17 protein-coding genes and 1 pseudogene are annotated in these 23986 nt (G+C 72.0%); 12 read left to right on the top strand and 6 right to left on the bottom strand.

What is annotated here, in order from left to right; translation table 11 throughout:
* Positions 1 to 41 precede the first annotated feature (41 nt).
* Complete coding sequence (locus ACZ470_RS09585) at positions 42 to 2150, top strand: MMPL family transporter (RefSeq protein WP_468426019.1); 2109 nt, start codon at positions 42 to 44, stop codon at positions 2148 to 2150.
* Positions 2151 to 2402: 252 nt separating this feature from the next.
* Entirely contained in the window at positions 2403 to 3809 is a 1407-nt protein-coding gene (locus ACZ470_RS09580) for a glycoside hydrolase family 16 protein (RefSeq protein WP_468426018.1), read from the top strand.
* An 89-nt stretch (positions 3810 to 3898) separates the two neighbouring features.
* On the opposite strand, the gene ACZ470_RS09575 is transcribed toward ACZ470_RS09580, so the two are convergent.
* Positions 3899 to 4813, bottom strand: a complete 915-nt coding sequence (locus ACZ470_RS09575) for a helix-turn-helix domain-containing protein (RefSeq protein ID WP_468426016.1) — start codon at positions 4811 to 4813, stop codon at positions 3899 to 3901.
* A gap of 164 nt (positions 4814 to 4977) precedes the next feature.
* Between ACZ470_RS09575 and tkt the strand changes: the two genes are divergently transcribed.
* From tkt to ACZ470_RS09535, 8 genes are all read left to right on the top strand, one after another.
* Positions 4978 to 7053 (top strand): transketolase, encoded by a 2076-nt coding sequence (gene tkt / locus ACZ470_RS09570; RefSeq protein ID WP_468426014.1) that lies wholly within the window; start codon positions 4978 to 4980, stop codon positions 7051 to 7053.
* Between the two features lie 19 nt (positions 7054 to 7072).
* Positions 7073 to 8221, top strand: coding sequence for a transaldolase (gene tal, locus ACZ470_RS09565; RefSeq protein ID WP_468426013.1), 1149 nt, complete (start codon positions 7073 to 7075; stop codon positions 8219 to 8221).
* Positions 8218 to 9831, top strand: coding sequence for a glucose-6-phosphate dehydrogenase (zwf, locus tag ACZ470_RS09560; RefSeq protein ID WP_468426011.1), 1614 nt, complete (start codon positions 8218 to 8220; stop codon positions 9829 to 9831). Before tal ends, zwf begins: the two co-directional genes overlap by 4 nt.
* Positions 9828 to 10763: a glucose-6-phosphate dehydrogenase assembly protein OpcA gene (opcA, locus tag ACZ470_RS09555; RefSeq protein ID WP_468426009.1), complete on the top strand. Its 936-nt coding sequence runs from the start codon at positions 9828 to 9830 to the stop codon at positions 10761 to 10763. Before zwf ends, opcA begins: the two co-directional genes overlap by 4 nt.
* A complete protein-coding gene (gene pgi, locus ACZ470_RS09550; RefSeq protein ID WP_468426007.1) occupies positions 10756 to 12399 on the top strand; it encodes a glucose-6-phosphate isomerase in 1644 nt (547 codons plus the stop codon). Before opcA ends, pgi begins: the two co-directional genes overlap by 8 nt.
* 6 nt (positions 12400 to 12405) lie before the next feature.
* Complete coding sequence (gnd, locus tag ACZ470_RS09545) at positions 12406 to 13290, top strand: phosphogluconate dehydrogenase (NAD(+)-dependent, decarboxylating) (RefSeq protein ID WP_468426005.1); 885 nt, start codon at positions 12406 to 12408, stop codon at positions 13288 to 13290.
* A 5-nt stretch (positions 13291 to 13295) separates the two neighbouring features.
* Positions 13296 to 13880 carry a histidine phosphatase family protein gene (locus tag ACZ470_RS09540; protein ID WP_468426003.1) on the top strand — a complete coding sequence of 195 codons (585 nt, stop codon included), beginning with the start codon at positions 13296 to 13298 and terminating at the stop codon, positions 13878 to 13880.
* A gap of 897 nt (positions 13881 to 14777) precedes the next feature.
* A complete protein-coding gene (locus tag ACZ470_RS09535) occupies positions 14778 to 17171 on the top strand; it encodes an ATP-binding cassette domain-containing protein (protein ID WP_468426001.1) in 2394 nt (797 codons plus the stop codon).
* 29 nt (positions 17172 to 17200) lie between these two features.
* Here ACZ470_RS09535 and ACZ470_RS09530 read toward each other — a convergent pair whose 3' ends face one another.
* Positions 17201 to 17647 (bottom strand): PPOX class F420-dependent oxidoreductase, encoded by a 447-nt coding sequence (locus ACZ470_RS09530; protein WP_468425999.1) that lies wholly within the window; start codon positions 17645 to 17647, stop codon positions 17201 to 17203.
* A gap of 123 nt (positions 17648 to 17770) precedes the next feature.
* Between ACZ470_RS09530 and ACZ470_RS09525 the strand changes: the two genes are divergently transcribed.
* Positions 17771 to 19000 carry a serine hydrolase domain-containing protein gene (locus ACZ470_RS09525; protein WP_468425998.1) on the top strand — a complete coding sequence of 410 codons (1230 nt, stop codon included), beginning with the start codon at positions 17771 to 17773 and terminating at the stop codon, positions 18998 to 19000.
* A gap of 4 nt (positions 19001 to 19004) precedes the next feature.
* On the opposite strand, the gene ribA is transcribed toward ACZ470_RS09525, so the two are convergent.
* A complete protein-coding gene (gene ribA / locus ACZ470_RS09520) occupies positions 19005 to 19664 on the bottom strand; it encodes a GTP cyclohydrolase II (RefSeq protein ID WP_468425996.1) in 660 nt (219 codons plus the stop codon).
* 41 nt (positions 19665 to 19705) lie between these two features.
* Between ribA and ACZ470_RS09515 the strand changes: the two genes are divergently transcribed.
* Complete coding sequence (locus ACZ470_RS09515; protein WP_468425994.1) at positions 19706 to 20473, top strand: creatininase family protein; 768 nt, start codon at positions 19706 to 19708, stop codon at positions 20471 to 20473.
* A gap of 383 nt (positions 20474 to 20856) precedes the next feature.
* Here ACZ470_RS09515 and ACZ470_RS09510 read toward each other — a convergent pair.
* The 3 genes and pseudogenes from ACZ470_RS09510 to ACZ470_RS09500 all read right to left on the bottom strand — a co-directional run.
* Positions 20857 to 21723, bottom strand: a pseudogene (locus tag ACZ470_RS09510) (lysylphosphatidylglycerol synthase transmembrane domain-containing protein); the annotation flags it as partial.
* Positions 21720 to 22766, bottom strand: a complete 1047-nt coding sequence (locus ACZ470_RS09505) for a class I SAM-dependent methyltransferase (protein WP_468425992.1) — start codon at positions 22764 to 22766, stop codon at positions 21720 to 21722. The gene ACZ470_RS09505 and the pseudogene ACZ470_RS09510, both read right to left, overlap by 4 nt.
* A complete protein-coding gene (locus tag ACZ470_RS09500) occupies positions 22763 to 23980 on the bottom strand; it encodes a glycosyltransferase family 4 protein (protein ID WP_468425990.1) in 1218 nt (405 codons plus the stop codon). Before ACZ470_RS09500 ends, ACZ470_RS09505 begins: the two co-directional genes overlap by 4 nt.
* Positions 23981 to 23986 lie beyond the last annotated feature (6 nt).

Here is a 23986-nt window from a genome sequence, read left to right as displayed (position 1 = left end):
TCTGAGGTGTGTTGACACACCATCACTCGCCGGGAGGGACTGTGCTTTCCGCACTCGCCCGGGCGGCCACCCGCCGTCCCTTGACCGTGATGCTCCTGTGGGGGCTCTTTCTGCTGCTGGGCTTCGGGCTGGGGACGGGCGTGTTCGCGCGGCTCTCCGACAACGTGCCCGAAGTGCCGGGAACCGAGTCGGAGTCGGCCGCCCGCTACCTGGACGAGGTGGACCCGGCTGGCGAGTCGATCACCGGCGTGGTGGCCGGCACCGCCGTCTCCGACCCGGAGCTGCGCGCCGACGTCGAACGGACCGTGGCCGACCTGCGGATGGTCGCCGGGGTCGCGGCCGTGCCCGACCCGTACACCACGCGCGGTCTGACCGCAGGGGACGGGCAGGCGCTGATCATCCCCGTCACCCTCGAGGGCGGTCTCGACGACGGCGCCGAGGAGCGGACGCTCGACGCGGCCGCCGACCGGATCCGGCAGATCGAGGCCCCCGACGTCCATGTGAGCGGCGGTCCGCTGCTGGGGCAGCAGCTCGGCGAGCGGGCCCAGGAGGACGTGAAGAACGCCGAGTTGATCTCCCTGCCGGTGGTGCTGGCGCTTCTCCTGGTCGTGTTCGGCGGGCTGCGGTCGGCCCTGCTGCCGCTGGTCGTCGCGGTCGGCGGGATCGCGGGGGCCTTCCTCGCGCTGTTCCTCTTCAGTGAGGTCACCGACATCTCCGTGCACGCGATCCAGGTGACGACGATGCTGGGGCTCGGTCTCGCCGTGGACTACGCGCTGCTGATGCTGGTGCGGTTCCGGGAGGAGCGCCGGCACACCGAGGACGTCGTCGAGGCGGTGCACCGCACGGTCGCGGCGGCCGGGCGGACGGTGCTGTTCTCCGGGCTCACGGTGGCGGTCAGCCTGACCGGGCTGCTGGTCTTCCCGAGCGTGTTCCTGCGCAGCATGGGCCTCGCCGTCGCCGCCGTGGTGGTCATCGACATGCTGGCCGCGCTCACCCTGCTGCCCGCGCTGCTGGCGAGGTTCGGCGGGCGGATCGCCCCGGCGAAGGAGCGTCCGGAGGGCGAGGAGGGCCGGCTCTTCGCACGGATCGCCCGCTTCGCGGCCCGGCGCCGGATCGCCGTACTGGCCGTGGCCGTACCGGTGTTGCTGGTCCTGGCCCTGCCGGTGGCCGGGATGAGGATCGACCTCGGGGACGCGCGGCAGCTGCCGGCGGACACCGAGGCCCGGCAGTTGCACGACACCGTCGCCGGTCACTTCCCGCCGGGTACCGGCGTCACACCGGTCACCGTCGTCGTACGGCCCGGCGCCGACACCGCGACCGTCGAGGGCATCCGCGCGCTGTCCCCGGCCACGGCGGTCCGTGAACTTCCGGGCGGTGCCACGGTGCTGGAGATCCGGCCGCCCGGCGCGGCCGACGGCGAGGAGGCGACCGAGCTGGTCGAGCGGGTACGGGAGGTGCGCGGCGGTGAACCGGTCGAGGTCACGGGGCCCGCGGCCCGGCTGGTCGACTTCCGCGAGATGCTGGCGGAACGGGCACCGTGGGCGGTCCTGACCGTCCTGGCCGGCATCTTCCTGCTGCTGTTCGCGTTCACCGGTTCCGTGCTGCTGCCGCTGCGCACCGTCGTGACGACGCTGCTGAGCCTGGGCGCGGCGCTCGGGGCGGTGGTGTGGGTCTTCCAGGACGGTCATCTGGCGGGGCTGCTGGGCGCCGAGGGCCTGGGCGCGCTGAGCCTCACCGCGCCGCCGCTGATCATCGCGATCGCGTTCGGACTCGCCATGGACTACGAGTTGTTCATCCTGGCCCGGATGCGTGAGGCCCGGCAGCGGACCGGCGACGACGCGGAGGCCGTGGTGGACGGGCTGCGCCGCTCGGGCCGGGTGGTCACCTGCGCGGCGCTGCTGCTGGCGGTCGTCTTCGCCGCCTTCATGACGGGCGGCTTCTCGCCCATCCTTCAGATCGGTCTGGGCGTCACCCTGGCCGTCCTCATCGACGCGACCGTCGTGCGGATGCTCCTGGTCCCGGCCACGATGTCCCTCCTCGGCCGCCGGGCCTGGTGGGCCCCGGCACCGCTGCGCCGCCTTCACGACCGCTTCGGCCTCCGGGAGGAGCCGGAGGAGGCGCCCCGGCCGCGGGTGCCGACGCCCCTTTAGGGCGGGGGGAACCGCGCGAGGAACCACGCAGCCCCCGCGCCCCTTGAAGGGGCGCGGGGAACCGCGCGAAGGACCACGACGTCCAGGGCGCCCCTTGCACCCCATTCGCGTCAATTCGAGAGGTGAACTCTCCCCGCCCGCAAGGACTTTCTCGGTTACACCTGTTGACGACGGCGGAGCCGCAGCGCACATTGACGTCATCCTGAGAGCGCTCTCACGAGCAACCCCCCGTACCCGAGAGGGCATCCCCACATGAGTGTCACCTCCGGCACACCCCGCACCCTCCGCAGACCTCGCCCGCTGCGCCGGGCGCTCCTCGCCGTCGTCGGCACGCTCGCTCTCGCCGCGGGCGCCACGACCGCGGCCGGCACGTCCGCGAGCGCCTCCGTGCCGCCTCCGCCGTCGGGCTGGACCCAGGTCTTCGCCGACGACTTCAACGGTCCCGCGGGCAGCGGTGTCAACACCTCCAACTGGCGGTACGCGACCGGCAAGGGCTACCCGGGCGGCCCCGCGAACTGGGGCACCGGTGAGATCGAGACGATGACGTCCAGCACGGACAACGTCTCCCTCGACGGCAACGGCAACCTCCGCATCACCCCGCGTCGCGACGCCTCGGGGAACTGGACCTCCGGCCGCATCGAGACCAACCGCACGGACTTCCAGCCCCCGGCCGGCGGGAAGCTGCGCGTCGAGGGCCGCATCCAGGTGCCGAACGTCACCGGCGCCGCCGCCAGGGGCTACTGGCCGGCGTTCTGGATGCTGGGCTCCCCGTACCGGGGCAACTACTGGAACTGGCCCGCCGTCGGCGAGCTGGACATCATGGAGAACACCCAGGGCAACAACACCGTGTTCGCCACGATGCACTGCGGCACCTCGCCGGGCGGCCCGTGCAACGAGACCAGCGGCATCGGCGGTTCGACCACCTGTCAGGGCACGACCTGTCAGGCCGGCTTCCACACCTACCGGATGGAGTGGGACCGCTCGACGAGCGTGGAGGAGATCCGCTTCTACCTCGACGGCAACAACTTCCACACCGTGCGGGAGAACCAGGTCGACGCCACGACCTGGACCAACGCGACGAACCACGGCTACTTCATCATCCTCAACGTGGCGATGGGCGGCGGCTTCCCCGACGCCTTCGGCGGCGGTCCCGACGCGAACACCCGGCCCGGTCACTCGATGCTCGTCGACTACGTGCAGGTGCTGACCTCCGGCGGGGGCGGCACCACTCCCCCGCCGACCGGCAACCGCGACGCCTACGGCACCATCCAGGCCGAGTCCTACGACGGCCAGGGCGGCGTCATGACGGAGACCACCTCGGACACCGGCGGCGGCCAGAACGTGGGCGCACTGGCCAACGGTGACTGGCTCCAGTTCAAGGGCGTCAACTTCGGCTCCACCCCGGCCCGGCAGTTCTCCGCGCGGGTGGCGAGCGGCGCCGCCTCCGGCGTCAGCGGACTGGTCGAGGTGCGCCTGGACAGCCGGGGCAACGCGCCCATCGGCAGCTTCGCGGTGGGCAACACGGGCGGCTGGCAGTCCTGGCGGACGATCCCGGCGAACATCAGCAATGTGACGGGCACCCACGACGTCCATCTGACCTTCACCAGCGGCCAGCCGTCGGACTTCGTGAACGTCAACTGGTTCACCTTCGGCCACTGATCCCACCCCCCACACCGGCCCTTCCCGGCCGGAACGGTACGAGGGCCTCACCGTGCGTGGGGCCCTCGTACGCGTGTCCGTGGGGCGCGCTACCGCTGCTCCGCGCGGAACGCCGCCGGTGTCGTGTCGGTGTGCTGATGGAAGAACTTGGAGAAGTTCGCCGCGTCCGGGAACCCGACGGCCGCCCCGACCCGGCCGATCGGCAGGTCGGTGTGGGCGAGGAGACGCTTGGCCTCCAGGATCACGCGTTTGTCGATGAACGCCTTGGGCGTCTCCCCGGTGGCGGCGCGCACCGCGCGCACCAGGGTGCGGCGGGAGTAACCGAGCGCGTCGGCGTAGGCGCTGACGCTGTGGTTGGTGGCGAAGCCGTGCTCCACGGCGTCCCGGAACAGGGTGAAGGTGGTGTCGGTGACCTGCCGGGACGCCTCCGCCGAGCTGGCGGCGAGATGGGCCAGGCGCAGCAGGAACGCCGTCAGGGAGTGGCGCAGTACGGCGGTGTGCAGACTCAGCGGCAGGGTGGCGGTGTCCTCGTACTCGCGGCGCAGCTGGTCGAGGGAGGCCCTGAGCGCGGCGAGCCGGGGCGGGTCGGGGCGGAGCAGGGGCTGTTGGTCGTAGCGGTAGAGACCGGTGGCCTCGACGGTGGCACGGGGGAGGAAGCCGGGCTGCATGGCGAGGACGGTTCCGCGGTACTCGCTGTCGCGGGAGAAGCGGTGGACCTGCCCCGGGCGGATCCACAGCAGATCGCCCGCCGTCGCCTCGTACTCGGTGAAGTCGATCATGTGCCGGACCGGTCCGCCGTCGAACAGCATCACGATGTGGAAGTCGATGCGGTGCACCCGGTCCAGCGGTGCGTCGGCGCGCCAGGCGCGGCCGGGGCCCATCGGGGCGATCTGCATGCCGACGCCGAGGACGCTCCGGTCGACCGGGAAGGGGAAGGTTCTGATCCCGTCGCCGTCGTCGTCCCCGCCGCCCCGCTCTCCGCCCCGCGGGCTGCTTCCTGCCATGTCTCCCATGTCCGCCATATTCCTGCCGCGCCCGCCTCGACCGTGCGCCCGGTGTCCCACTTTCACCACAGGCTGGCACACCGGAACCTGGCCCAGGAAAAGTCAGACTTTTACTTTTGAACGCGTCACGCAGTTCCGACGCTCGGATCGAGGACCTCTTGAAGATGAGCACGCAGACACCGGACACCCTGGAATGGACCGAACTCGACCGGCGTGCCGTCGACACCGCCCGCCTGTTGGCGGCGGATGCCGTGCAGCGGGTCGGGAACGGGCACCCGGGCACCGCGATGAGCCTGGCCCCGGCCGCCTACACGATCTTTCAGAAGGTGATGCGGCACGATCCGGCCGACCCCGAGTGGACGGGCCGTGACCGTTTCGTCCTGTCCCCCGGACACACCTCGCTGACCCTCTACACCCAGCTGTATCTGGCGGGCTACGAGCTGGGCCTGGACGACCTCAAGGCGTTCCGCACCCACGGCTCCAGGACCCCGGGCCACCCGGAGTACGGCCACACCGCCGGCGTCGAGACCACCACCGGCCCGCTGGGCCAGGGCGTCGCCAACGCCGTCGGCATGGCGATGGCCGCCCGCTACGAGCGGGGCCTGTTCGACCCGGACGCCCCCGAGGGGGAGTCCCCGTTCGACCACACCGTCTGGGCGATCGTCTCCGACGGCGACCTCCAGGAGGGCGTCTCCGCCGAGGCCTCCTCCCTCGCCGGCCACCAGCGGCTCGGCAATCTGGTGCTCCTCTACGACGACAACCACATCTCCATCGAGGGCGACACCGCCACCGCCTTCTCCGAGGACGTGCTGGGGCGCTACGAGGCCTACGGCTGGCACGTGCGGCGCGTCGAGCCGCGGGAGAACGGCGACATCGACGTGCACGCCCTGTACGCGGCGCTGCGGGCGGCCCAGGCGGAGACCGGGCGGCCCTCCATCATCGCGATGCGCACGATCATCGCCTGGCCCTCCCCGAACGCCCGGAACACCGAGGCGTCGCACGGCTCGGCACTCGGCGCGGACGAGGTCGCCGCCACCAAGCGCCTCCTCGGCTTCGACCCCGAGCGCGCCTTCGAGGTCGCCGACGACGTCCTCGCCCACACCCGCCGGGCACTGGACCGGGGCGCCGAGGCGCACGCCGCCTGGGACAAGCGCGTCGCCGCCTGGCGCGAGGCGAACCCGGAGCGTGGCGAGCTGTTCGAGCGGATCGTCGCCGGACGGCTCCCCGAGGGCTGGGAGGACGCGCTGCCGGTGTTCGAACCCGGCAAGGCGGTCGCCACGCGGGCCGCGTCCGGCAAGGTGCTCCAGTCGCTCGGCGCGGTCCTGCCCGAGCTGTGGGGCGGCTCCGCCGACCTGGCGGGGTCCAACAACACCACGATCGACAGGAACAGCTCCTTCCTGCCGAGGGGCAACCCGCTCCCGGAGGCCGACCCCTACGGCCGCACCGTCCACTTCGGCATCCGCGAGTTCTCGATGGCCGCGGCGATGAACGGCATCGCCCTGCACGGGAACACCCGGATCTACGGCGGCACCTTCCTGGTGTTCTCCGACTACATGCGCAACGCCGTCCGCATGTCCGCGCTGATGCAGCTCCCGGTGACCTATGTGTGGACGCACGACTCCATCGGCCTGGGCGAGGACGGCCCCACCCACCAGCCGGTCGAACACCTGGCCGCACTGCGTGCCATCCCCGGCCTGAACGTGGTCCGCCCCGCCGACGCCAACGAGACCGCGATCGTCTGGGCCGAGATCATGAAGCGGTACGCCACCCGTCCGGCCCCGCACGGCCTGGCGCTCACCCGTCAGGGCGTACCGACCTGGGAACCGGACCCCGACGCGGCGAAGGGCGGCTACGTGCGGGCCGAGTCGTCCCTCGGGACCCCGGAGGTGATCCTGATCGCCACCGGCTCCGAGGTCCGACTGGCCGTCGCCGCGCGGGAGATCCTCGAGGCCGAGGGGATCGGCACCCGGGTGGTGTCGATGCCGTCCGTGGAGTGGTTCGAGGAGCAGCCGCGCGCCTACCGCGAGCGGGTTCTGCCGCCGTCCGTGAAGGCCCGCGTTGCGGTCGAGGCCGGAGTGGGACTCACGTGGTACCGGTTCACGGGTGACGCAGGACGCATCGTCTCCCTCGAGCACTTCGGAGCCTCCGCCGACGCGAACACCCTGTTCGCCGAGTACGGCTTCACCCCCGAACACGTCGTCGCCGCCGCCAGGGAATCGCTGGCCGCCGCGCGCGGTTGACGCGACCGCGAGAAAGAAGATGATCACTGTGAGCGAAGCAACCGCGAGCGCGGAAGCACTGAGGAGACTGTCCGAGGAGGGTGTCTCGGTCTGGCTGGACGACCTGTCGCGCGAGCGCCTCACGTCCGGCGGCCTCGCCCGGCTGGTCGAGGCCGGGACCGTGGTCGGAGTCACCACCAACCCGTCGATCTTCCAGGCCGCCATCGGCTCCGGGGCGGGCTACGAGGAGCAGCTCGCCGACCTGGCCGTGCGGGGCGTCACCGTCGACGAGGCGGTACGGATGATGACCACCGCCGACGTCCGGGCCGCCGCCGACGTCCTGCGGCCCGTGTACGAGGCCACCGGCGGCCGGGACGGCCGGGTCTCCATCGAGGTCGACCCCCGGCTGGCGCACGACACGGCGGCCACCGTCGCCGAGGCGCGGCAGCTCGCCTGGCTGGTGGACCGGCCCAACGTCATGATCAAGATCCCCGCGACGAAGGCCGGGCTGCCCGCGATCACCGAGGTGATCGGCGCCGGCATCAGCGTCAACGTCACGCTGATCTTCTCCCTGGAGCGCTACCGCGAGGTCATGGACGCCTACCTCGCCGGTCTGGAGCGGGCCCGGGCCGCCGGGCTGGACCTGGCCTCGATCCACTCCGTCGCCTCGTTCTTCGTCTCCCGCGTCGACAGCGAGATCGACAAGCGGCTGACGGTGCTCGGCACGGACGAGGCCCTGGCCCTCAAGGGCCGGGCGGCGCTGGCGAACGCCCGGCTCGCCTACGAGGCGTACGAGGAGGTGTTCGGCGGCGGGCGCTGGCTGGCGCTGGCCGGCGGCTCCCGGGCCAACAAGCAGCGACCGCTGTGGGCGTCCACCGGGGTGAAGGACCCCGCGTACAAGGACACCCTGTATGTGGAGGAGCTGGTCGCACCCGGCACCGTCAACACGATGCCCGAGGCCACGCTGCGGGCCACCGCCGACCACGGGGTGGTCCGGGGCGACACCGTCACCGGCGGCTACGCCCAGGCGCGGGCGGATCTGGCCGCCGTGGAGCGGCTCGGGATCTCGTACGACGAGGTGGTGCGCCGGCTGGAGGACGAGGGCGTCGCGAAGTTCCGGGACGCCTGGCAGCAGCTGCTCGACGCGGTGACGAAGTCGCTCGACAGCAAGGGAGTTGACGCGGAATGACCGACGGGACGACCGAACCGACGACGGACGCTCCACAGGAGCCGCCCGAGGAGCAGGAGGTCCTCAGGGCGCTCCCCGCGCCCCCGGCCGACTGGGCCAACCCGCTGCGCGACCCGCGGGACCGCCGGCTGCCCCGGGTGGCGGGCCCCTCCGGCCTGGTCATCTTCGGAGTGACCGGCGACCTGTCCCGCAAGAAGCTGATGCCGGCCGTGTACGACCTCGCCAACCGGGGTCTGCTGCCGCCCGGCTTCTCGCTGCTCGGGTTCGCCCGCCGGGACTGGGAGGACCAGGACTTCGCCGAGGTGGTGCACGACGCCGTCAAGGAGCACGCGCGGACCCCGTTCCGCGAGGAGGTCTGGCAGCAGCTCGCCGAGGGCATGCGCTTCGTCCCCGGCGACTTCGACGACGACAACGCCTTCGACCAGCTGCGCAAGGCCGTCGACGAGCTGGACGCCTCCCGGGGCACCAGCGGGAACTACGCCTTCTATCTCTCCGTACCGCCGAAGTTCTTCCCGAAGGTCGTCCAGCAGCTGAAGAAGCACGGGCTGGCCGACGCTCCCGAGGGGTCCTGGCGGCGCGCGGTGATCGAGAAGCCGTTCGGGCACGACCTGAAGTCGGCCGAGGAGCTCAACGCGATCGTGCACGAGGTGTTCGACCCGGAGCAGGTGTTCCGGATCGACCACTACCTGGGCAAGGAGACCGTGCAGAACATCCTGGCGCTGCGCTTCGCCAACCAGATGTTCGAGCCGATCTGGAACCGGTCGTTCGTCGACCATGTGCAGATCACCATGGCCGAGGACATCGGCATCGGCGGCCGAGCGGGCTACTACGACGGCATCGGCGCCGCCCGCGACGTCATCCAGAACCACCTGCTCCAGCTGATGGCGCTCACCGCGATGGAGGAGCCGGCCTCCTTCGACGCGGCCTCGCTGCTCACCGAGAAGCTGAAGGTGTTCCGGGCCGTGCGGCTCCCGGACGACCTGGGCCTGCACACGGTGCGCGGGCAGTACGCGGGCGCCTGGCAGGGCGGCGCGAAGGTGCGCGGCTATCTGGAGGAGGAGGGCATCGACCCGTCCTCCACCACCGACACCTACGCCGCGATCAAGCTCGGCGTGGACAACCGCCGCTGGGCGGGCGTGCCGTTCTATCTGCGCACCGGCAAGCGGCTGGGCCGCCGGGTCACCGAGATCGCGGTGGTCTTCCAGCGGGCCCCGCACTCCCCCTTCGACTCCACCGCCACCGAGGAACTGGGGCAGAACGCGGTCGTCATCCGGGTCCAGCCGGACGAGGGCATGACGGTCCGGTTCGGCTCCAAGGTGCCGGGGACCTCGATGGAGCTCCGGGACGTGACCATGGACTTCGCGTACGGCGAGTCGTTCACCGAGTCCAGCCCGGAGGCGTACGAGCGGCTCATCCTGGACGTCCTGCTGGGGGACGCCAACCTGTTCCCCCGTCACCAGGAAGTGGAAGAGTCCTGGAAGATCCTCGACCCGATCGAGGAGTACTGGGCGTCGAACGGCCGGCCGGCGCAGTACGCCTCGGGCAGCTGGGGACCCGCGGAAGCCGACGAGATGCTCGCACGAGACGGACGGAGCTGGCGCAGGCCATGAAGATCGACCTGACCGACACCACGGCAAGCAAGGTCAACAAGGCGCTGGTGCAGGGCCGCCGCGCCATCGGCACACCGGCCGTGGGCATGGTCCTGACGATGGTGATCGTCACGGACGAGGAGAACGCCTACGACTCGATCAAGGCCGCCGAGGAGGCCTCGCACGAGCACCCCTCCCGCACCCTGGTCGTGATCAAGCGGCACACCCGCAACCCGCGCGAGCGCACCCACCCCCGGCTGGACGCCGAGGTCCGGGTCGGCTCCGAGGCCGGCACCGGCGAGACGGTGGTGCTGCGGACGTACGGCGAGGTGTCCGAGCACGCCGACTCGGTGGTGCTGCCGCTGCTGCTGCCGGACGCGCCGGTGGTGGTGTGGTGGCCGGCGGACGCGCCCGAGAACCCGGCGAAGGACCCGCTGGGCGCGCTGGGCCAGCGCCGGATCACCGACCTGTACGCGGTCGAGAATCCCATGGCGGTGCTGGAGGCCCGCCGGCGCACCTACGCACCCGGCGACACCGACCTCGCCTGGACCCGGCTGACCCTGTGGCGTTCAATGCTGGCGGCGGCGCTGGACCAGGCCCGGTCGACGGTGACCTCGGCGACCGTGGAGGCCGAGGCCGACAACCCGGCCGCCGAGCTGCTGGCGCGCTGGCTGGAGGCGCGGCTGCGGGTGACCGTCGACCGGGTGGTGACCGCCGGGCCCGTCGTCACGGCGGTCCGGCTCGGCACGGCGGACGGCGAGATCGTCATCGACCGTCCCGAGGGTCCGCTCGCCACACTGACCCTGCCGGACCAGCCGCCGCGCCGGCTGGCGCTGAAGGTCCGTCCCACCTCCGAACTCATCGCCGAGGAGCTCAGGCGCCTCGACGCGGACGAGATGTACGCCGTCGCCCTGCGCGGCGAGGCCACCGAGGAGATCCCCGCCCATGTCTGACGTCCCCGAGCCGACCCGGCGCCCCCAGTGGACCGCCCTGGACGACCACCGCGCGGACGCGCTGCCGCAGCCCGACCTGCGCGAGCTGTTCGCCGCCGACCCCTCCCGCGCGGAGCGCTATGTCGTCCACGTGGGCGATCTGCGCATCGACTACTCCAAGCACCTGGTCAACGACGAGACGCTCGCCCTGCTGCGCGAACTGGCCGAGGCCACCGATGTGTTCGGCCTGCGTGACGCCATGTTCCGCGGTGAGCGGATCAACACCACCGAGGACCGTGCCGTCCTGCACACCGCCCTGCGCGCCCCGCGGGACGCGGTCGTCGAGGTCGACGGGGAGAACGTCGTGCCGGCCGTGCACGCCGTGCTCGACAGGATGGCCGACTTCGCCGGCCGGGTCCGCTCCGGCGAGTGGACCGGCCACACCGGCAGGCGCATCCGCAACATCGTCAACATCGGCATCGGCGGCTCCGACCTCGGCCCGGCGATGGCGTACGAGGCGCTGCGCGCCTTCACCGCACGGGACCTGACGTTCCGGTTCGTGTCCAACGTGGACGGCGCCGATCTGCACGAGGCGGTGCGGGACCTGGACCCGGCGGAGACGCTGTTCATCGTCGCCTCCAAGACGTTCACCACCATCGAGACGATCACCAACGCCACCTCCGCCCGCTCCTGGCTCGTCGACGCCCTCGGCGACGAGAAGGCGGTCGCCCGGCACTTCGTCGCCCTGTCGACCAACGCCGGGAAGGTCACGGACTTCGGCATCGACACGGCGAACATGTTCGAGTTCTGGGACTGGGTCGGTGGCCGCTACTCCTACGACTCGGCGATCGGCCTGTCCCTGATGATCGCCATCGGCCCGGACCGCTTCCGGGAGATGCTCGACGGGTTCAGGATCGTCGACGAGCACTTCCTCAACGCCCCCGCCGAGGCCAACGCCCCCTTGCTGATGGGCCTGTTGGGCGTCTGGTACAACAACTTCCTCGGCGCCCAGTCGCACGCGGTGCTGCCGTACTCGCACTACCTGTCGAAGTTCACCGCCTACCTCCAGCAGCTCGACATGGAGTCCAACGGCAAGTCGGTGGACCGTCAGGGCCGCCCCGTCGTCTGGCAGACGGGACCGGTGGTGTGGGGCACGCCCGGCACCAACGGGCAGCACGCCTACTACCAGTTGATCCACCAGGGGACGAAGCTCGTCCCGGCCGACCTCATCGGCTTCGCCCGCCCGGTCGCCGAGCTGAGCGACGAACTCAAGGCCCAGCACGACCTGCTGATGGCCAACCTGTTCGCACAGGGCCAGGCCCTCGCCTTCGGCAAGACCGCCGAGGAGGTGCGGGCGGAGGGCGTGCCCGAGGAGCAGGTGCCGCACCGCACCTTCCAGGGCAACCACCCCACCACCACGATCCTGGCCACCGAACTGACCCCCTCGGTGCTCGGCCAGCTGATCGCGCTGTACGAGCACAAGGTGTTCGTCCAGGGCGCGATCTGGAGCATCGACTCCTTCGACCAGTGGGGCGTCGAACTCGGCAAGGTGCTCGCCAAGCGCGTCGAGCCCGCCCTCACCGAAGGCGCCGACGTTCCCGGCCTCGACCCGTCCACGGCCGCGCTGGTGGCCGCCTACCGCGAACGCAGGAAGTGAACTGACATGCAGATCGGTCTTGTTGGTCTGGGCAAGATGGGCGGCAACATGCGCGAGCGCATCCGCAACGCCGGCCACACCGTCATCGGGTACGACACCAACCCCGAGCTGTCCGACGTCGCCCACCTCTCCGACCTCGTCGACCGGCTCGACGGGCCGCGCGCGGTGTGGGTGATGGTGCCGGCCGGCGCCGCCACCCAGCACGTCGTCGACCAGCTCGGAAGCCTGCTCAAGCCCGGCGACACCGTCGTCGACGGCGGCAACTCCCGGTGGACGGACGACGAGAAGCACGCCAAGGAGCTGGGCGCCCGGGGCATCGGCTTCGTCGACGCGGGCGTCTCGGGCGGGGTGTGGGGCCTGAAGAACGGCTACGCCCTGATGGTCGGCGGCGACGAGGAGCACGTGGAGCGGCTGAAGCCGATCTTCGACGCGCTCAAGCCGGACGGCCCCTACGGCTACGTCCACGCGGGCAAGGTCGGCGCCGGGCACTTCGCGAAGATGGTCCACAACGGCATCGAGTACGCGATGATGCAGGCGTACGCCGAGGGCTGGGAGCTCCTGGAGAAGGTCGACTCGGTGGACAACGTCCGAGAGGTGTTCCGTTCCTGGCAGGAGGGCACCGTCATCCGGTCCTGGCTGCTGGACCTCGCGGTGAACGCCCTCGACGACGACGAGCACCTGGAGCGGCTGCGCGGCTACGCCGAGGACTCCGGCGAGGGCCGCTGGACCGTGGAGGCGGCCATCGACAACGCGGTGCCGCTGCCCGCGATCACCGCGTCCCTGTTCTCCCGGTTCACCTCGCGGCAGGAGGACTCGCCGCAGATGAAGATGGTCGCGGCGCTGCGCAAGCAGTTCGGCGGGCACGCCGTCGAGTCGGCCGAGAAGGCGTAACGCCGGTGGGGGATCTGTTGCTGGCGCGGCACGGCGAGACGGAGTGGAGCAGAGCGGGCCGGCACACCGGCCGGACCGATCTGCCGCTGACCCCGGCCGGTGAGGCCCAGGCCAAGTCCCTCGCGCCGCTGCTCGCCGGGCGGACCTTCGGGCTGGTCCTCACCAGCCCGCTGGTCCGCGCCCGGCGCACCGCGGAACTGGCGGGCCTGACCGGCGCACTGCCGGAGCCGGACCTGCGGGAGTGGGACTACGGCGCGTACGAGGGGATCACCACGGCGGACATCCACCGCTCCCGGCCCGGCTGGGACCTGTGGACCGACGGGGTGCCGCCCGGCCGGGAGTTCCCCGGTGAGTCCCCGGAACAGGTCGGGGAGCGCGCGGACCGGGTGCTGTCCCGGGTGGCCCGGGCGCTCGACGAGGGGGATGTGATGCTGGTGGCCCACGGCCATCTGCTCCGGGTCCTGACCGCCCGCAGGCTGGGCCTGCCGCCGTCGGCCGGGCGACTGTTCCGCCTGGAGACGGGCACGCTGAGCCGCCTGTCACTGGAGCACGGCGCCCCGGTGATCGCGGAGTGGAACACCCGGCCGTGACACGGGCCCGCCCGCGTGCGGCGAAGACGGGGGCCCAGCCCTCCGGGATGCCGCCGCGGGCGGAACGCGGAATCCCCCACATGCCCGACACGCGGCCCGCCCCCACGTAGCGGCGGCGGCCTCGGCATCGCTCGGCCTCACCGCGGCACGGAACCGCTGGACGGGCAACCTCGGCCCCGGTCCCCGGCGAGCGACGAGAACGAGCGCCCGGCCTGCCGGGAGCCGGAAGGCGGCCCGACGGTGGAAACCCCACCCTCCGCACGGCCCACCCCCACGAACGCGCGGCACCGCTCGAACTCGCCACACCGCCACCGCGACACGGAACCGGCGCGCCGACGCCCTCGTCCCCGGTCCCCACCGGGCAACGAGGACGAGACGCCGACCCCCAGGATGCCGTCGACGGACGGAAGGCGGCCCGACGACGGAGCCCCCACCCTCCGCACGGCCCGCCCCAGCGGAGAGGCATCGGCACCGCTCGGCCCGCCGCGCCGTGGCACGGAGCCGGTGACATGGCCCGTCGCCCGTGAGCGCGGCTCCGCGTCGGGGCGGCAGCGCTCATCGCCCGCGCGGGTTCGTGCCGCGTGCTGGGCGGACCGGCGCGTTGCGGGCACCATGGCCGCGGTGGCCGCCGTCACGCCGGACGGGCGCGGAGCGGCCGACCGTACGCGTTCCCCGACCGGTCAGGAATCAAGAAGCACAGGTGGCCGCGGGCCGCCTAGCCTAGCCTTGGCGCGACACCGCGGGCGGGACACGCCCGACGGGCAGGGCGGCGGACCGTCGCCGCGACCGCGCCGACGGGGCCGACCGGACGCACTGCCCGACACCGGTGGGACCGACCGAACCGGGGAACGCCGGCGGGGGGCGCGAACGCGGTCCCCGCCCGACGGATGGAGAACGATGAGCATGGCCACGAGGACGGACCAGCAGCCGGCCGAGCCGCACGCCGCCGACAGCCACGATCTGATCCGCGTGCACGGGGCGCGCGAGAACAACCTCAAGGACGTGAGCATCGAGCTCCCCAAGCGCCGGCTGACGGTGTTCACCGGTGTCTCCGGCTCGGGCAAGAGCTCCCTGGTGTTCGACACGATCGCCGCCGAGTCGCAGCGGCTGATCAACGAGACCTACAGCGCCTTCCTCCAGGGCTTCATGCCGAACCTGGCCCGGCCCGAGGTCGACGTGCTCGACGGCCTGACCACCGCCATCACCGTCGACCAGCAGCGGATGGGGTCCGACCCCCGCTCCACCGTCGGCACCGCCACGGACGCCAACGCGATGCTGCGCATCCTCTTCAGCCGGCTCGGCACACCGCACATCGGCCCGCCCGCCGCGTACTCCTTCAACGTCGCCTCGGTCTCGGCGAGCGGCGGCTTCACCGTCGACCGCGGTGCCGACAAGACGAAGACCGAGAAGGTCAGCTTCAGCCGCACCGGCGGCATGTGCACGCACTGCGAGGGCCGGGGCAGGGTCTCCGACATCGACCTCACCCAGCTCTACGACGACTCCAAGTCGCTCTCCGAGGACCCGTTCACCATCCCCACCTACACCGGGGACGGCTGGGTGGTGCGCGTCATCGCCGAGTCGGGCTTCTTCGACAAGGACAAGCCGATCCGCGAGTACACCAAGAAGGAGCTGCACGACTTCCTGTACCGCGAGCCGACCAAGGTGAAGATCAACGGGGCCAACCTCACCTACGAGGGACTGATCCCGAAGATACAGAAGTCGTTCCTGTCCAAGGACCGCGAGTCGATGCAGCCGCACATCCGGGCCTTCGTGGACCGCGCGGTCACCTTCGCCGAGTGCCCCGAGTGCGACGGCACCCGGCTCAGCGAACTGGCCCGCTCCTCGCGGATCGGCGAGATCAACATCGCCGACGCCTGCGCGATGGAGATCCGCGACCTGGCCGAATGGGTCCGCGGGCTGAAGGAGCCGTCGGTGACTCCGCTGCTGGCCAAGCTCCAGCACACCCTCGACTCGTTCGTGGAGATCGGCCTCGGCTACCTCTCGCTCGACCGGGCCTCCGGCACACTGTCCGGCGGTGAGGCGCAGCGCACCAAGATGATCCGCCACCTCGGCTCCTCGCTGACCGACGTCACCTACGTCTTCGACGAGCCGTCCATCGGCCTGCACCCGCACGACATCCAGCGGATGAACAACCTGCTGCTGCGGCTGCGGGACAAGGGCAACACGGTGCTCGTGGTGGAGCACAAGCCGGAGACGATCGCCATCGCCGACCACGTCGTGGACCTCGGCCCCGGCGCCGGCACGGCGGGCGGCACCGTCTGCTTCGAGGGCTCCGTCGAGGCGCTGCGGGCGAGCGACACCGTCACCGGCCGCCATCTCGACGACCGGGCGCGGCTGAAGGAGACGGTCCGCAAGTCCACCGGCGCGCTGGAGATCCGCGGCGCGACCGCCAACAACCTCCAGAACGTCGACGTCGACGTCCCGCTCGGTGTGCTCTGCGTGGTCACCGGTGTCGCCGGCTCCGGCAAGAGCTCGCTCATCCACGGTTCCGTCCCGGCCGCCGAGGGCGTGGTCTCGGTGGACCAGACGCCGATCCGCGGCTCGCGCCGCAGCAACCCCGCGACCTACACCGGACTGCTCGAACCGATCCGCAAGGCGTTCGCCAAGGCCAACGGCGTGAAGCCGGCTTTGTTCAGCGCCAACTCCGAGGGCGCCTGCCCCACCTGCAACGGCGCCGGCGTCATCTACACCGACCTGGCGATCATGCAGAGCGTCGCCACGACCTGCGAGGACTGCGGGGGCAAGCGGTTCGACGCGTCGGTGCTCGAGTACCGCTTCGGCGGCCGTGACATCAGCGAGGTGCTCGCGATGTCGGTGGCCGAGGCCGAGGAGTTCTTCCGCGCGGGCGAGTCGCGGATCCCGGCCGCGCACAGGATCGTCGAGCGGATGGCGGACGTCGGGCTCGGCTACCTCACCCTCGGCCAGCCGCTCACCACCCTGTCCGGCGGTGAGCGGCAGCGGCTGAAACTGGCGGTCCACATGGCCGACAAGGGCGGTGTATACGTCCTCGACGAACCGACGACCGGTCTGCACCTCGCCGATGTGGAGCAGCTGCTCGGCCTGCTGGACCGGCTCGTCGACTCCGGAAAGTCGGTGATCGTCATCGAGCACCACCAGGCGGTCATGGCGCACGCCGACTGGATCATCGACCTCGGCCCGGGAGCCGGTCACGACGGTGGCCGGATCGTCTTCGAGGGCACCCCCGCCGACCTGGTCGCGGCCCGCTCCACCCTCACGGGCGAGCACCTCGCGGAGTACGTCGAGGGCTGAGGCGCTCGCCGTGCGGCGCCGGGGCGGCTCTACGCTCCGGCGCCGCGCGGGATGCCGTACGCCCGTTCCACCCGCAGCCGCAGCACGAGCCGTCGGTCGCGGACCATCGCGGCGCGGTAGGCGTCCCAGTCGGAGTGCTCGCCGTTGATGTCGCGGTACAGCCGGATGAGCTCCTCCACCGTCTCGTCGTACAGGTTCCCGGCGACGGGTGACAGGTCGGCGGTGCCCTCGGCGACCGTGTAGGCCCAGCGGTCCCCGCTGGTGACGTGGTAGGAGGCTCTGGGGTCCCGCCGCAGGTTGCGGGTCTTGGCGCGGTCGTCCGTGAGCGAGACGCGGACGATCCGCTCCTCGGGGTAGTAGGCGTGCATGACGTTCGACAGCTGGGGCCGTCCGTCGCGCTTCAGGGTGACGAGCACTCCGCCCGACTCCTCGGAGAGCAGGGCGAGCAGTGCGTTCTGTTCGGCGTCCTGGGTCATGACTCGATCAACGCCGCTCGGCGGGCCGGCGTTCCCGGTGCGAGACGTCCGATGGGGTGAGTTCCGAGCCGGTCGCGGCGGGGTAGTTCCGGTGGGGTGTGCCGGGACTCCTGGAGGAGAGCGATGACGGTGCTGCGGCAGGAGGCCGATCCCGGGGAGGCCGGGCTGGACGCGGGGGCGCTGGAGCGTCTGGACCGGCATTTCGCCCGCCGGGTCGACGACGGACGGCTGCCCGGGTTCCTGGTCGCCGTCGCCCGGGGCGGACGCGTCGCGCACCTCACGGTGTACGGGGCACGGGACGTCGCGGCCGGGCTGCCCGTGGAGAGCGACACACTGTGGCGGATCTACTCCATGACCAAGCCGGTGACGGCTGTGGCGGCGCTGATGCTGGTGGAGGAGGGCCGGCTGTCGCTGGACGACCCCGTGGGCCGTCATCTGCCGGCGTTCGCGGAGCCGCGCGTGTACGAGAGCGGCTCCGGCGACCGGGTACGGACCCGCCCTGCCTCCGGCCCCCTCCTCGTACGGCATCTGATGACCCACACCGCCGGGCTGACCTTCGCCTTCTACCACGCCCACCCCGTCGACGAGCTGTACCGGGCCGCCGGTCTCGAGTCGTCGGTGGCGCCGGGCGCGGACCTCGCCGGAACGACCGACGTGTACGCGAGTCTGCCCCTGCAATTCGATCCGGGGACGCAGTGGAACTACTCGGTCGCCTCGAACGTGCTGGGGCGGATCATCGAGGTCGTGTCGGGCCGCCCGCTCGACGTGTTCCTCGCCGAACGCGTCTTCCGGCCGCTCGGCATGACGGACGCCGGCTTCCAGGTCACCGACGCACAGGCGGAACGCCTCGCGGAGATGTACGGGGAGACGGACGACGGCGGCATCGAACCCATCCCGGGACTGCCGCTGCGGGGCCGCCCCCGGTTCCTGTCCGGCAGCGGCGGCATGGTGGCCTCCGCCCACGACTGGCACCGTTTCATGGAACTGCTGCGCCGGCGCGGCGAACTCGACGGCACGCGTCTGCTCGCCCCGGCGACCGTGGACCTGATGACCCGCAACCACCTCCCCGGCGGCGCCGATCTGCGTGCCTTCGGCAGCCGGCCCGCGCACGACGAACCCGGCAACGAGGGCGTCGGCTTCGGGCTGGGCGTCTCCGTCGTCATCGACCCGTCCCGCACCCAGGCGCCGTCCGGCCTCGGCAGCTACGGCTGGAGCGGGGTGGCCACCACCACGTTCTGGGTCGACCCGGGCCGTGACCTGACCGTGCAGTTCCACACACAGGTGCGGCCCAGGTCCTCCCACACCGTCTTCCGCGACCTCAAGCGGCTGACGCACGAGGCGGTGACGGGCTGACGTCTCAGGACAGGTGCGCCACGGCGTCCAGATGGGGCAGGTGGTGGTCGAGCCGCTCCCGCTTGGTGCGCAGATAGGTGATGTTGTTCTCGCACGGCGGTATCAGCAGCGGCACCTGCTCGGCGACCTGGATGCCGTGCCGTACCAACGCCTCGCGTTTGCGGGGGTTGTTGGACATCAGCCGCACCGACCGCACGCCCAGGTCCTGGAGAATGCCCGCGGCGACACCGTAGTCGCGGGCGTCGACCGGCAGGCCGAGCGCGAGATTCGCCTCGACCGTGTCCAGGCCCTCCGCCTGGAGGGCCATCGCGCGCAGCTTGCCGAGCAGGCCGATGCCCCGGCCCTCGTGTCCCCTCAAGTAGACGACCACGCCCGCCCCTTCGGCGACGACCGCGCGCAGCGCCGACGCCAGCTGGTCGCCGCACTCGCAGTGCTGGGACCCGAAGGCGTCCCCGGTCAGGCACTCCGAGTGCAGCCGGGTGAGGACACCGTCCGTGCCGAGGTCGCCGTACACCAGGGCGACCTGCTCGTCACCGCGGTCGTGGTCCAGGTAGCCGATCGCCTGGAACTTTCCGTACACGGTGGGCAGCGGCGCATTCACGACGCGTTCCACACCGGTCCGCCGAGGGGACTTCTTGCCGAGTACGCCTACTTTTTCTGTCATGATTCCCGAGTTCCTAAGCAGAGACGAAAGGCCGTGACGATATGGGTGGTTCGGAAAAGCGGTCGGCGGCATACGGCCCGGTGCACGGTCTGTTGCCGGCGGATACTACTGAGGATGTACGGAAGCGGGGAGCCGGCGTCTCACACCGGTTCGCGGTACTTCCCGTCGGGAGTTTCGAGCAGCACGGTCCGTTCCTTCCGCTGGCGACCGACACGCTGGTCGCGTGTGCGATCGCGCGGGAGATCGCCGACGCCCATCCGGTGCACCTCCTCCCTCCGGTGACGATCTCCTGCTCGCACGAGCACGCGGCCTGGCCGGGGACCGTCTCCATCTCCTCCGTGACCCTTCACGCGGTGATACGGGACATCGCCGACTCGCTCCGCCGGTCGGGCGTGGACGCCCTGGTACTGGTCAACGGGCACGGCGGAAACTACGTGCTGGGCAACGTCGTTCAGGAAGCCTCCGCGCGCGGCGAGCGGATGGCGCTGTTCCCGGCCGCGGAGGACTGGGAGACGGCGCGCGAGCGGGCCGGCGTCGCCACCTCGCTCCTCACCGACATGCACGCCGGCGAAATCGAGACCTCCATCCTTCTCCACACACATCCCGAATTGCTCCGCCCCGGTTATGAGACCTCCGACCACGTAGCGGACGACCGACGCCATCTCCTCACCACCGGTATGTCCCCCTACACCGATTCCGGCGTCATCGGCCGCCCGTCCCTGGCCTCACGGGAAAAGGGCAGAAAACTCCTGGCCGCCCTGGTGGATTCGTTCGAACCATATTTCTCCCTACTGACCAAGCCCTCTTGATGCCCGTCGGGCGCTTGCGATCGAGGCTGAGGCTCAACTCCCAGCCGTTCCCGCGCCTGAGGACAAGGCCGAGGGCCAACTCCCAGCCCGTCCGGCGTTTGAGGACGAGGCCGAGGCTCAACTCCCAGTCGTTCCGGCGCCTGAGGACAAGGCCGAGGCCCAACTCCCAGCCCGTCCGGCGTTTGAGGACGAGGCCGGAGGCCGACCGGGGGTCCGGGGGCGGAGCCCCCGGGGACGGGACGGGAAGGGGCGGCGGGGGCGACACCACCACGGTCACCACCCCGCAGCCCCACCCACCACCGACCAACCAGCACCACAACCCCCGGCAGGCTGGCCACAAGACTGAGCACCCCGTACACGACCGCGACGGTCAACCCCCGCCCCGCCCCAAGCCCCGCCGCCCCGAACGCCCACGCCGTGACCCCCTCCCGAGGCCCCCACCCACCCACGTTCAACGGCAACCCCATAGCCACCAACGCCAGCACGGCAATCGGCAGCAACTCCGCCACAGACGCCCCCGCCCCGGCAACATCCGCAGCGAGAACGAACATCGCCACATACCCCGCCAACACAACAACGGAGGAAACAACAACCCCCGGCGCGTTGCGCCGCGACAACAACCCCGCACGAGCCTCCGCGAGCATCCCCCCGCCAACCCCCCGCCCCGACCCCGGCCCCGACCCCGGCCCCGGCGCCCGATTCATCCGCACCGCCAGCCCCACCGCACAAGCCCCCACCACCGCGAGCCCCACCACAGGCGCGCCCTGCCGCACTTCGTCCAGCACCGGCGACGGCATGCTCACCAGCACCACCGCCCCCACGGCGAACAGCGCGAACTGCCCGGCGGTACGCTCGAGCACCACCGCCCGCACCCCCCGCCCCAGATCCCCGGCGCTCTGCCCGTGCCGCACGGCCCGATGGACGTCCCCGAGGACACCCCCGGGCAGCGCCGCGTTGAGGAACAGGGCACGGTAGTAGTCGGCGACGGCCGCCCCGAGCGGCAGCCGAATCCCGATCCCCCGGGCGACCAGCGCCCAGCGCCACGCGCTGAACACGGTGGTCACCAGCCCGATCCCGAGCCCCGCGAGCAACGTCGGCCCGTCGATGCGGCGCAGCCCCTCCAGGAGCACCCCGGTGTCGAGGCGCCAGACCAGCACCGCGAGGATCACGACACCGCCGAGCGTGCCGAGACGGGTGCGCACGGCGCGCGTGCCGAGCCGGGCCGCGATGCCACGGAACCCCCCACTCATGCGGCCCCGTCCACCGGCCGGCACAGCGCGAGCAGATCGCTGTGGTGGACGACGACCCGCAACTCCCCCGCCGCACACGCCGCCAGCCGCGCGGCCAGATAGCCCTCGGCGCGCTCCGCCAGTTCCGGCCGCTCCTCCACCGCCGCGCCGACCCAGCCCCGCAGCCACTGCTCGGTCAGCGCGGCCTGCCCGGGGCCGAGCCGCCACGGGCTCGGGTTCAGCCGTACGGTCGCGCCGTGCTCGGCGAACACCTCGGCGGCGACGGTGACCGCGTCCGGGCCGAGCAGTCCGCCCCGGCGCTGGTGGGCGTTGAACGCCTCGGTGATCTCCTGGTCCATCGGGTGCGGCGCCGTCAGTTCGACACGTCCGGCCACCGACAGCGTCAGCAGTGCCGGACAGCCGGCCCCGGCGCAGGCGGCGGCGAGGGCGCCGACCTCCTCGCGGGTGAGGACGTCGAGCAGCGCGGACGCCGTCACCAGCGAGGCCCCGGCCAGCGCCTCCGGGGTGAGCCGGGCGACATCGCCGCGCCGGGTCTCGACGGTGACATGACTGCCGTCGGCGGCGGAACGCGGGGAGGCGACGGCGGCGAAGTGCAACAGATAGGGGTCCCGGTCGTGCAGGACCCAGTGCTGGGCGCCGTCGAGATGGGGGGCGAGCCAGCGGCCCATCGAGCCGGTGCCGCAGCCGATGTCGTGGACGACGAGACCGTCCGCCCGCCCGGGGAGGTTGGCGAGCCGGATGCGCAGCGGGTCGAGCAGGTCGTGCGAGCGGGCGGCGGCGTCGGCCGGTTCGCGCAGTTGGAGCCACTCGGGGGCGTAGCGGGGCGGTTCCTCGTCGCCGTTCGCCCGCAGCCGCAGGGTGGCGCGTTCTCCGGGGCGGGGCGCGGGCCCGGCGCCGGGGATGACGGCCGACGGGCCCGCGGAGGTGGTCTCGGGTTCCACGATGCCTCCTCGTGCGCCGGGTGCCGCTCCAGTGACGGCCCGGGGGCCCGGCTGCGCCGGGATCGTCCCGGAGTGCTGTGTGGTGGTCGCCGGTTCGGTCATGCGGCCCTCCGGGGTTCGGTGGGAAGCCGGCGCAGTACCGCCGCCAGGCTCTGTGCGGTGCTCGCCCAGCCGGCGAGCGCGGCCCGCCGGCTGCGGGCGGCGGCCTTCAGCCGGCGTCTCACGTCCGCCTCGCCGAACCAGCCGCGCAGTTCGGCGGCGATGGCGGCGGGGTTCTCCGGCGGGACGAGGATGCCGGGCACGCCTCCGTCGGGTGCACGGCCGACCGCCTCGGGCAGTCCGCCGACGTCGGTCGCCAGCACCGGAATGCCGCGTGCCAGCGCCTCGGTGACCGCCATGCCGTACGTCTCGGCGTACGAGGTGAGCACCATGAGGTCGGCGGCGGCGTAACTGGCGTCGAGCGCCGCGCCGGACCGTGGTCCGGTCAGCTCCAGCCGGCCCTCGAGGCCGTGCTCGCGGATGAGTGCGCGCAGGTGGGCGACGTACTCGGGATCGTGCCCGAGTCCGCCGACGAGCGCGCAGCTCCACGGCAGGTCGGCCACCGTCGCCAGTGCCTCCACCAGCCGGTGCTGTCCCTTGCGCGGGGTCACGGCGGCGACGCACAACAGCCGGGAGACGCCGTCGGTGCCGGGCGCGAGGGGCGCGATGTCGGCGCCGGGGGCGGCGACATGGACGCGTTCGGGCGCCAGTCCGTGGTGGGAGACGAGCCGGCGTACGGCCCAGTCGCTGGTGGCGATCACGGCGGGCACCGCACGCAGCACCGCGCGCTCGCGGGTGTCCAGTTCGGCGGCGACGGCCGCGTCGAGCCCGGTCTCGTCGCCCAGCGGAAGATGGACGAGCACGGCCATGCGCAGCCGTCCCTCCTCCGCCTCGGGTACGACGATGTCGGGCACGCCGCAGGCGACCAGTCCGTCGAGCAGGACGACGGCGCCGTCAGGCAGTTCGCGCAGGGTGCGGGCGAGTGCGGCGCGGGCGTCGGCGTCCGGGCGGGGCCAGTCACCGGCCACGGCGTGCCGGTGCACCTGCCAGCCGAATCCGGGCAGGTCCAGGCAGACGCGCCGGTCGTAGGCGTTGCCGCCGCTCGGCGCGGCCGGGTCGTCGACACCGCCCGGCATCACGAAGTGCACGGAGCGCAGGGACATGGGGATGATCCCGCCGTTCCTCGAGAAGGACGCCTGCCGGGGAACGTAGTCCAGACGGCCGGTACCGGCCCGGTCCGTCGTCGTGTCCGCCACCTCGACGGTCCTACCGGGCATGTCCAT

It is taken from the genome of Streptomyces sp. NPDC031111, assembly GCF_055570675.1.
Note: the sequence above shows the minus strand (reverse complement) of the source record. Positions and strands in the feature narration are given on the sequence as shown.

Bases quoted from the DNA above. Each gene is read 5' to 3' on its own strand.
- ACZ470_RS09580 (WP_468426018.1), top strand. From the start codon at position 2,403: ATGAGTGTCACCTCCGGCACACCCCGCACCCTCCGCAGACCTCGCCCG.
- ACZ470_RS09575 (WP_468426016.1), bottom strand. From the start codon at position 4,813: ATGGCAGGAAGCAGCCCGCGGGGCGGAGAGCGGGGCGGCGGGGACGAC.
- tkt (WP_468426014.1), top strand. From the start codon at position 4,978: ATGAGCACGCAGACACCGGACACCCTGGAATGGACCGAACTCGACCGG.
- tal (WP_468426013.1), top strand. From the start codon at position 7,073: ATGATCACTGTGAGCGAAGCAACCGCGAGCGCGGAAGCACTGAGGAGA.
- zwf (WP_468426011.1), top strand. From the start codon at position 8,218: ATGACCGACGGGACGACCGAACCGACGACGGACGCTCCACAGGAGCCG.
- opcA (WP_468426009.1), top strand. From the start codon at position 9,828: ATGAAGATCGACCTGACCGACACCACGGCAAGCAAGGTCAACAAGGCG.
- pgi (WP_468426007.1), top strand. From the start codon at position 10,756: ATGTCTGACGTCCCCGAGCCGACCCGGCGCCCCCAGTGGACCGCCCTG.
- gnd (WP_468426005.1), top strand. From the start codon at position 12,406: ATGCAGATCGGTCTTGTTGGTCTGGGCAAGATGGGCGGCAACATGCGC.
- ACZ470_RS09535 (WP_468426001.1), top strand. From the start codon at position 14,778: ATGAGCATGGCCACGAGGACGGACCAGCAGCCGGCCGAGCCGCACGCC.
- ACZ470_RS09530 (WP_468425999.1), bottom strand. From the start codon at position 17,647: ATGACCCAGGACGCCGAACAGAACGCACTGCTCGCCCTGCTCTCCGAG.
- ACZ470_RS09525 (WP_468425998.1), top strand. From the start codon at position 17,771: ATGACGGTGCTGCGGCAGGAGGCCGATCCCGGGGAGGCCGGGCTGGAC.
- ribA (WP_468425996.1), bottom strand. From the start codon at position 19,664: ATGACAGAAAAAGTAGGCGTACTCGGCAAGAAGTCCCCTCGGCGGACC.
- ACZ470_RS09515 (WP_468425994.1), top strand. From the start codon at position 19,706: ATGGGTGGTTCGGAAAAGCGGTCGGCGGCATACGGCCCGGTGCACGGT.
- ACZ470_RS09505 (WP_468425992.1), bottom strand. From the start codon at position 22,766: ATGACCGAACCGGCGACCACCACACAGCACTCCGGGACGATCCCGGCG.
- ACZ470_RS09500 (WP_468425990.1), bottom strand. From the start codon at position 23,980: ATGCCCGGTAGGACCGTCGAGGTGGCGGACACGACGACGGACCGGGCC.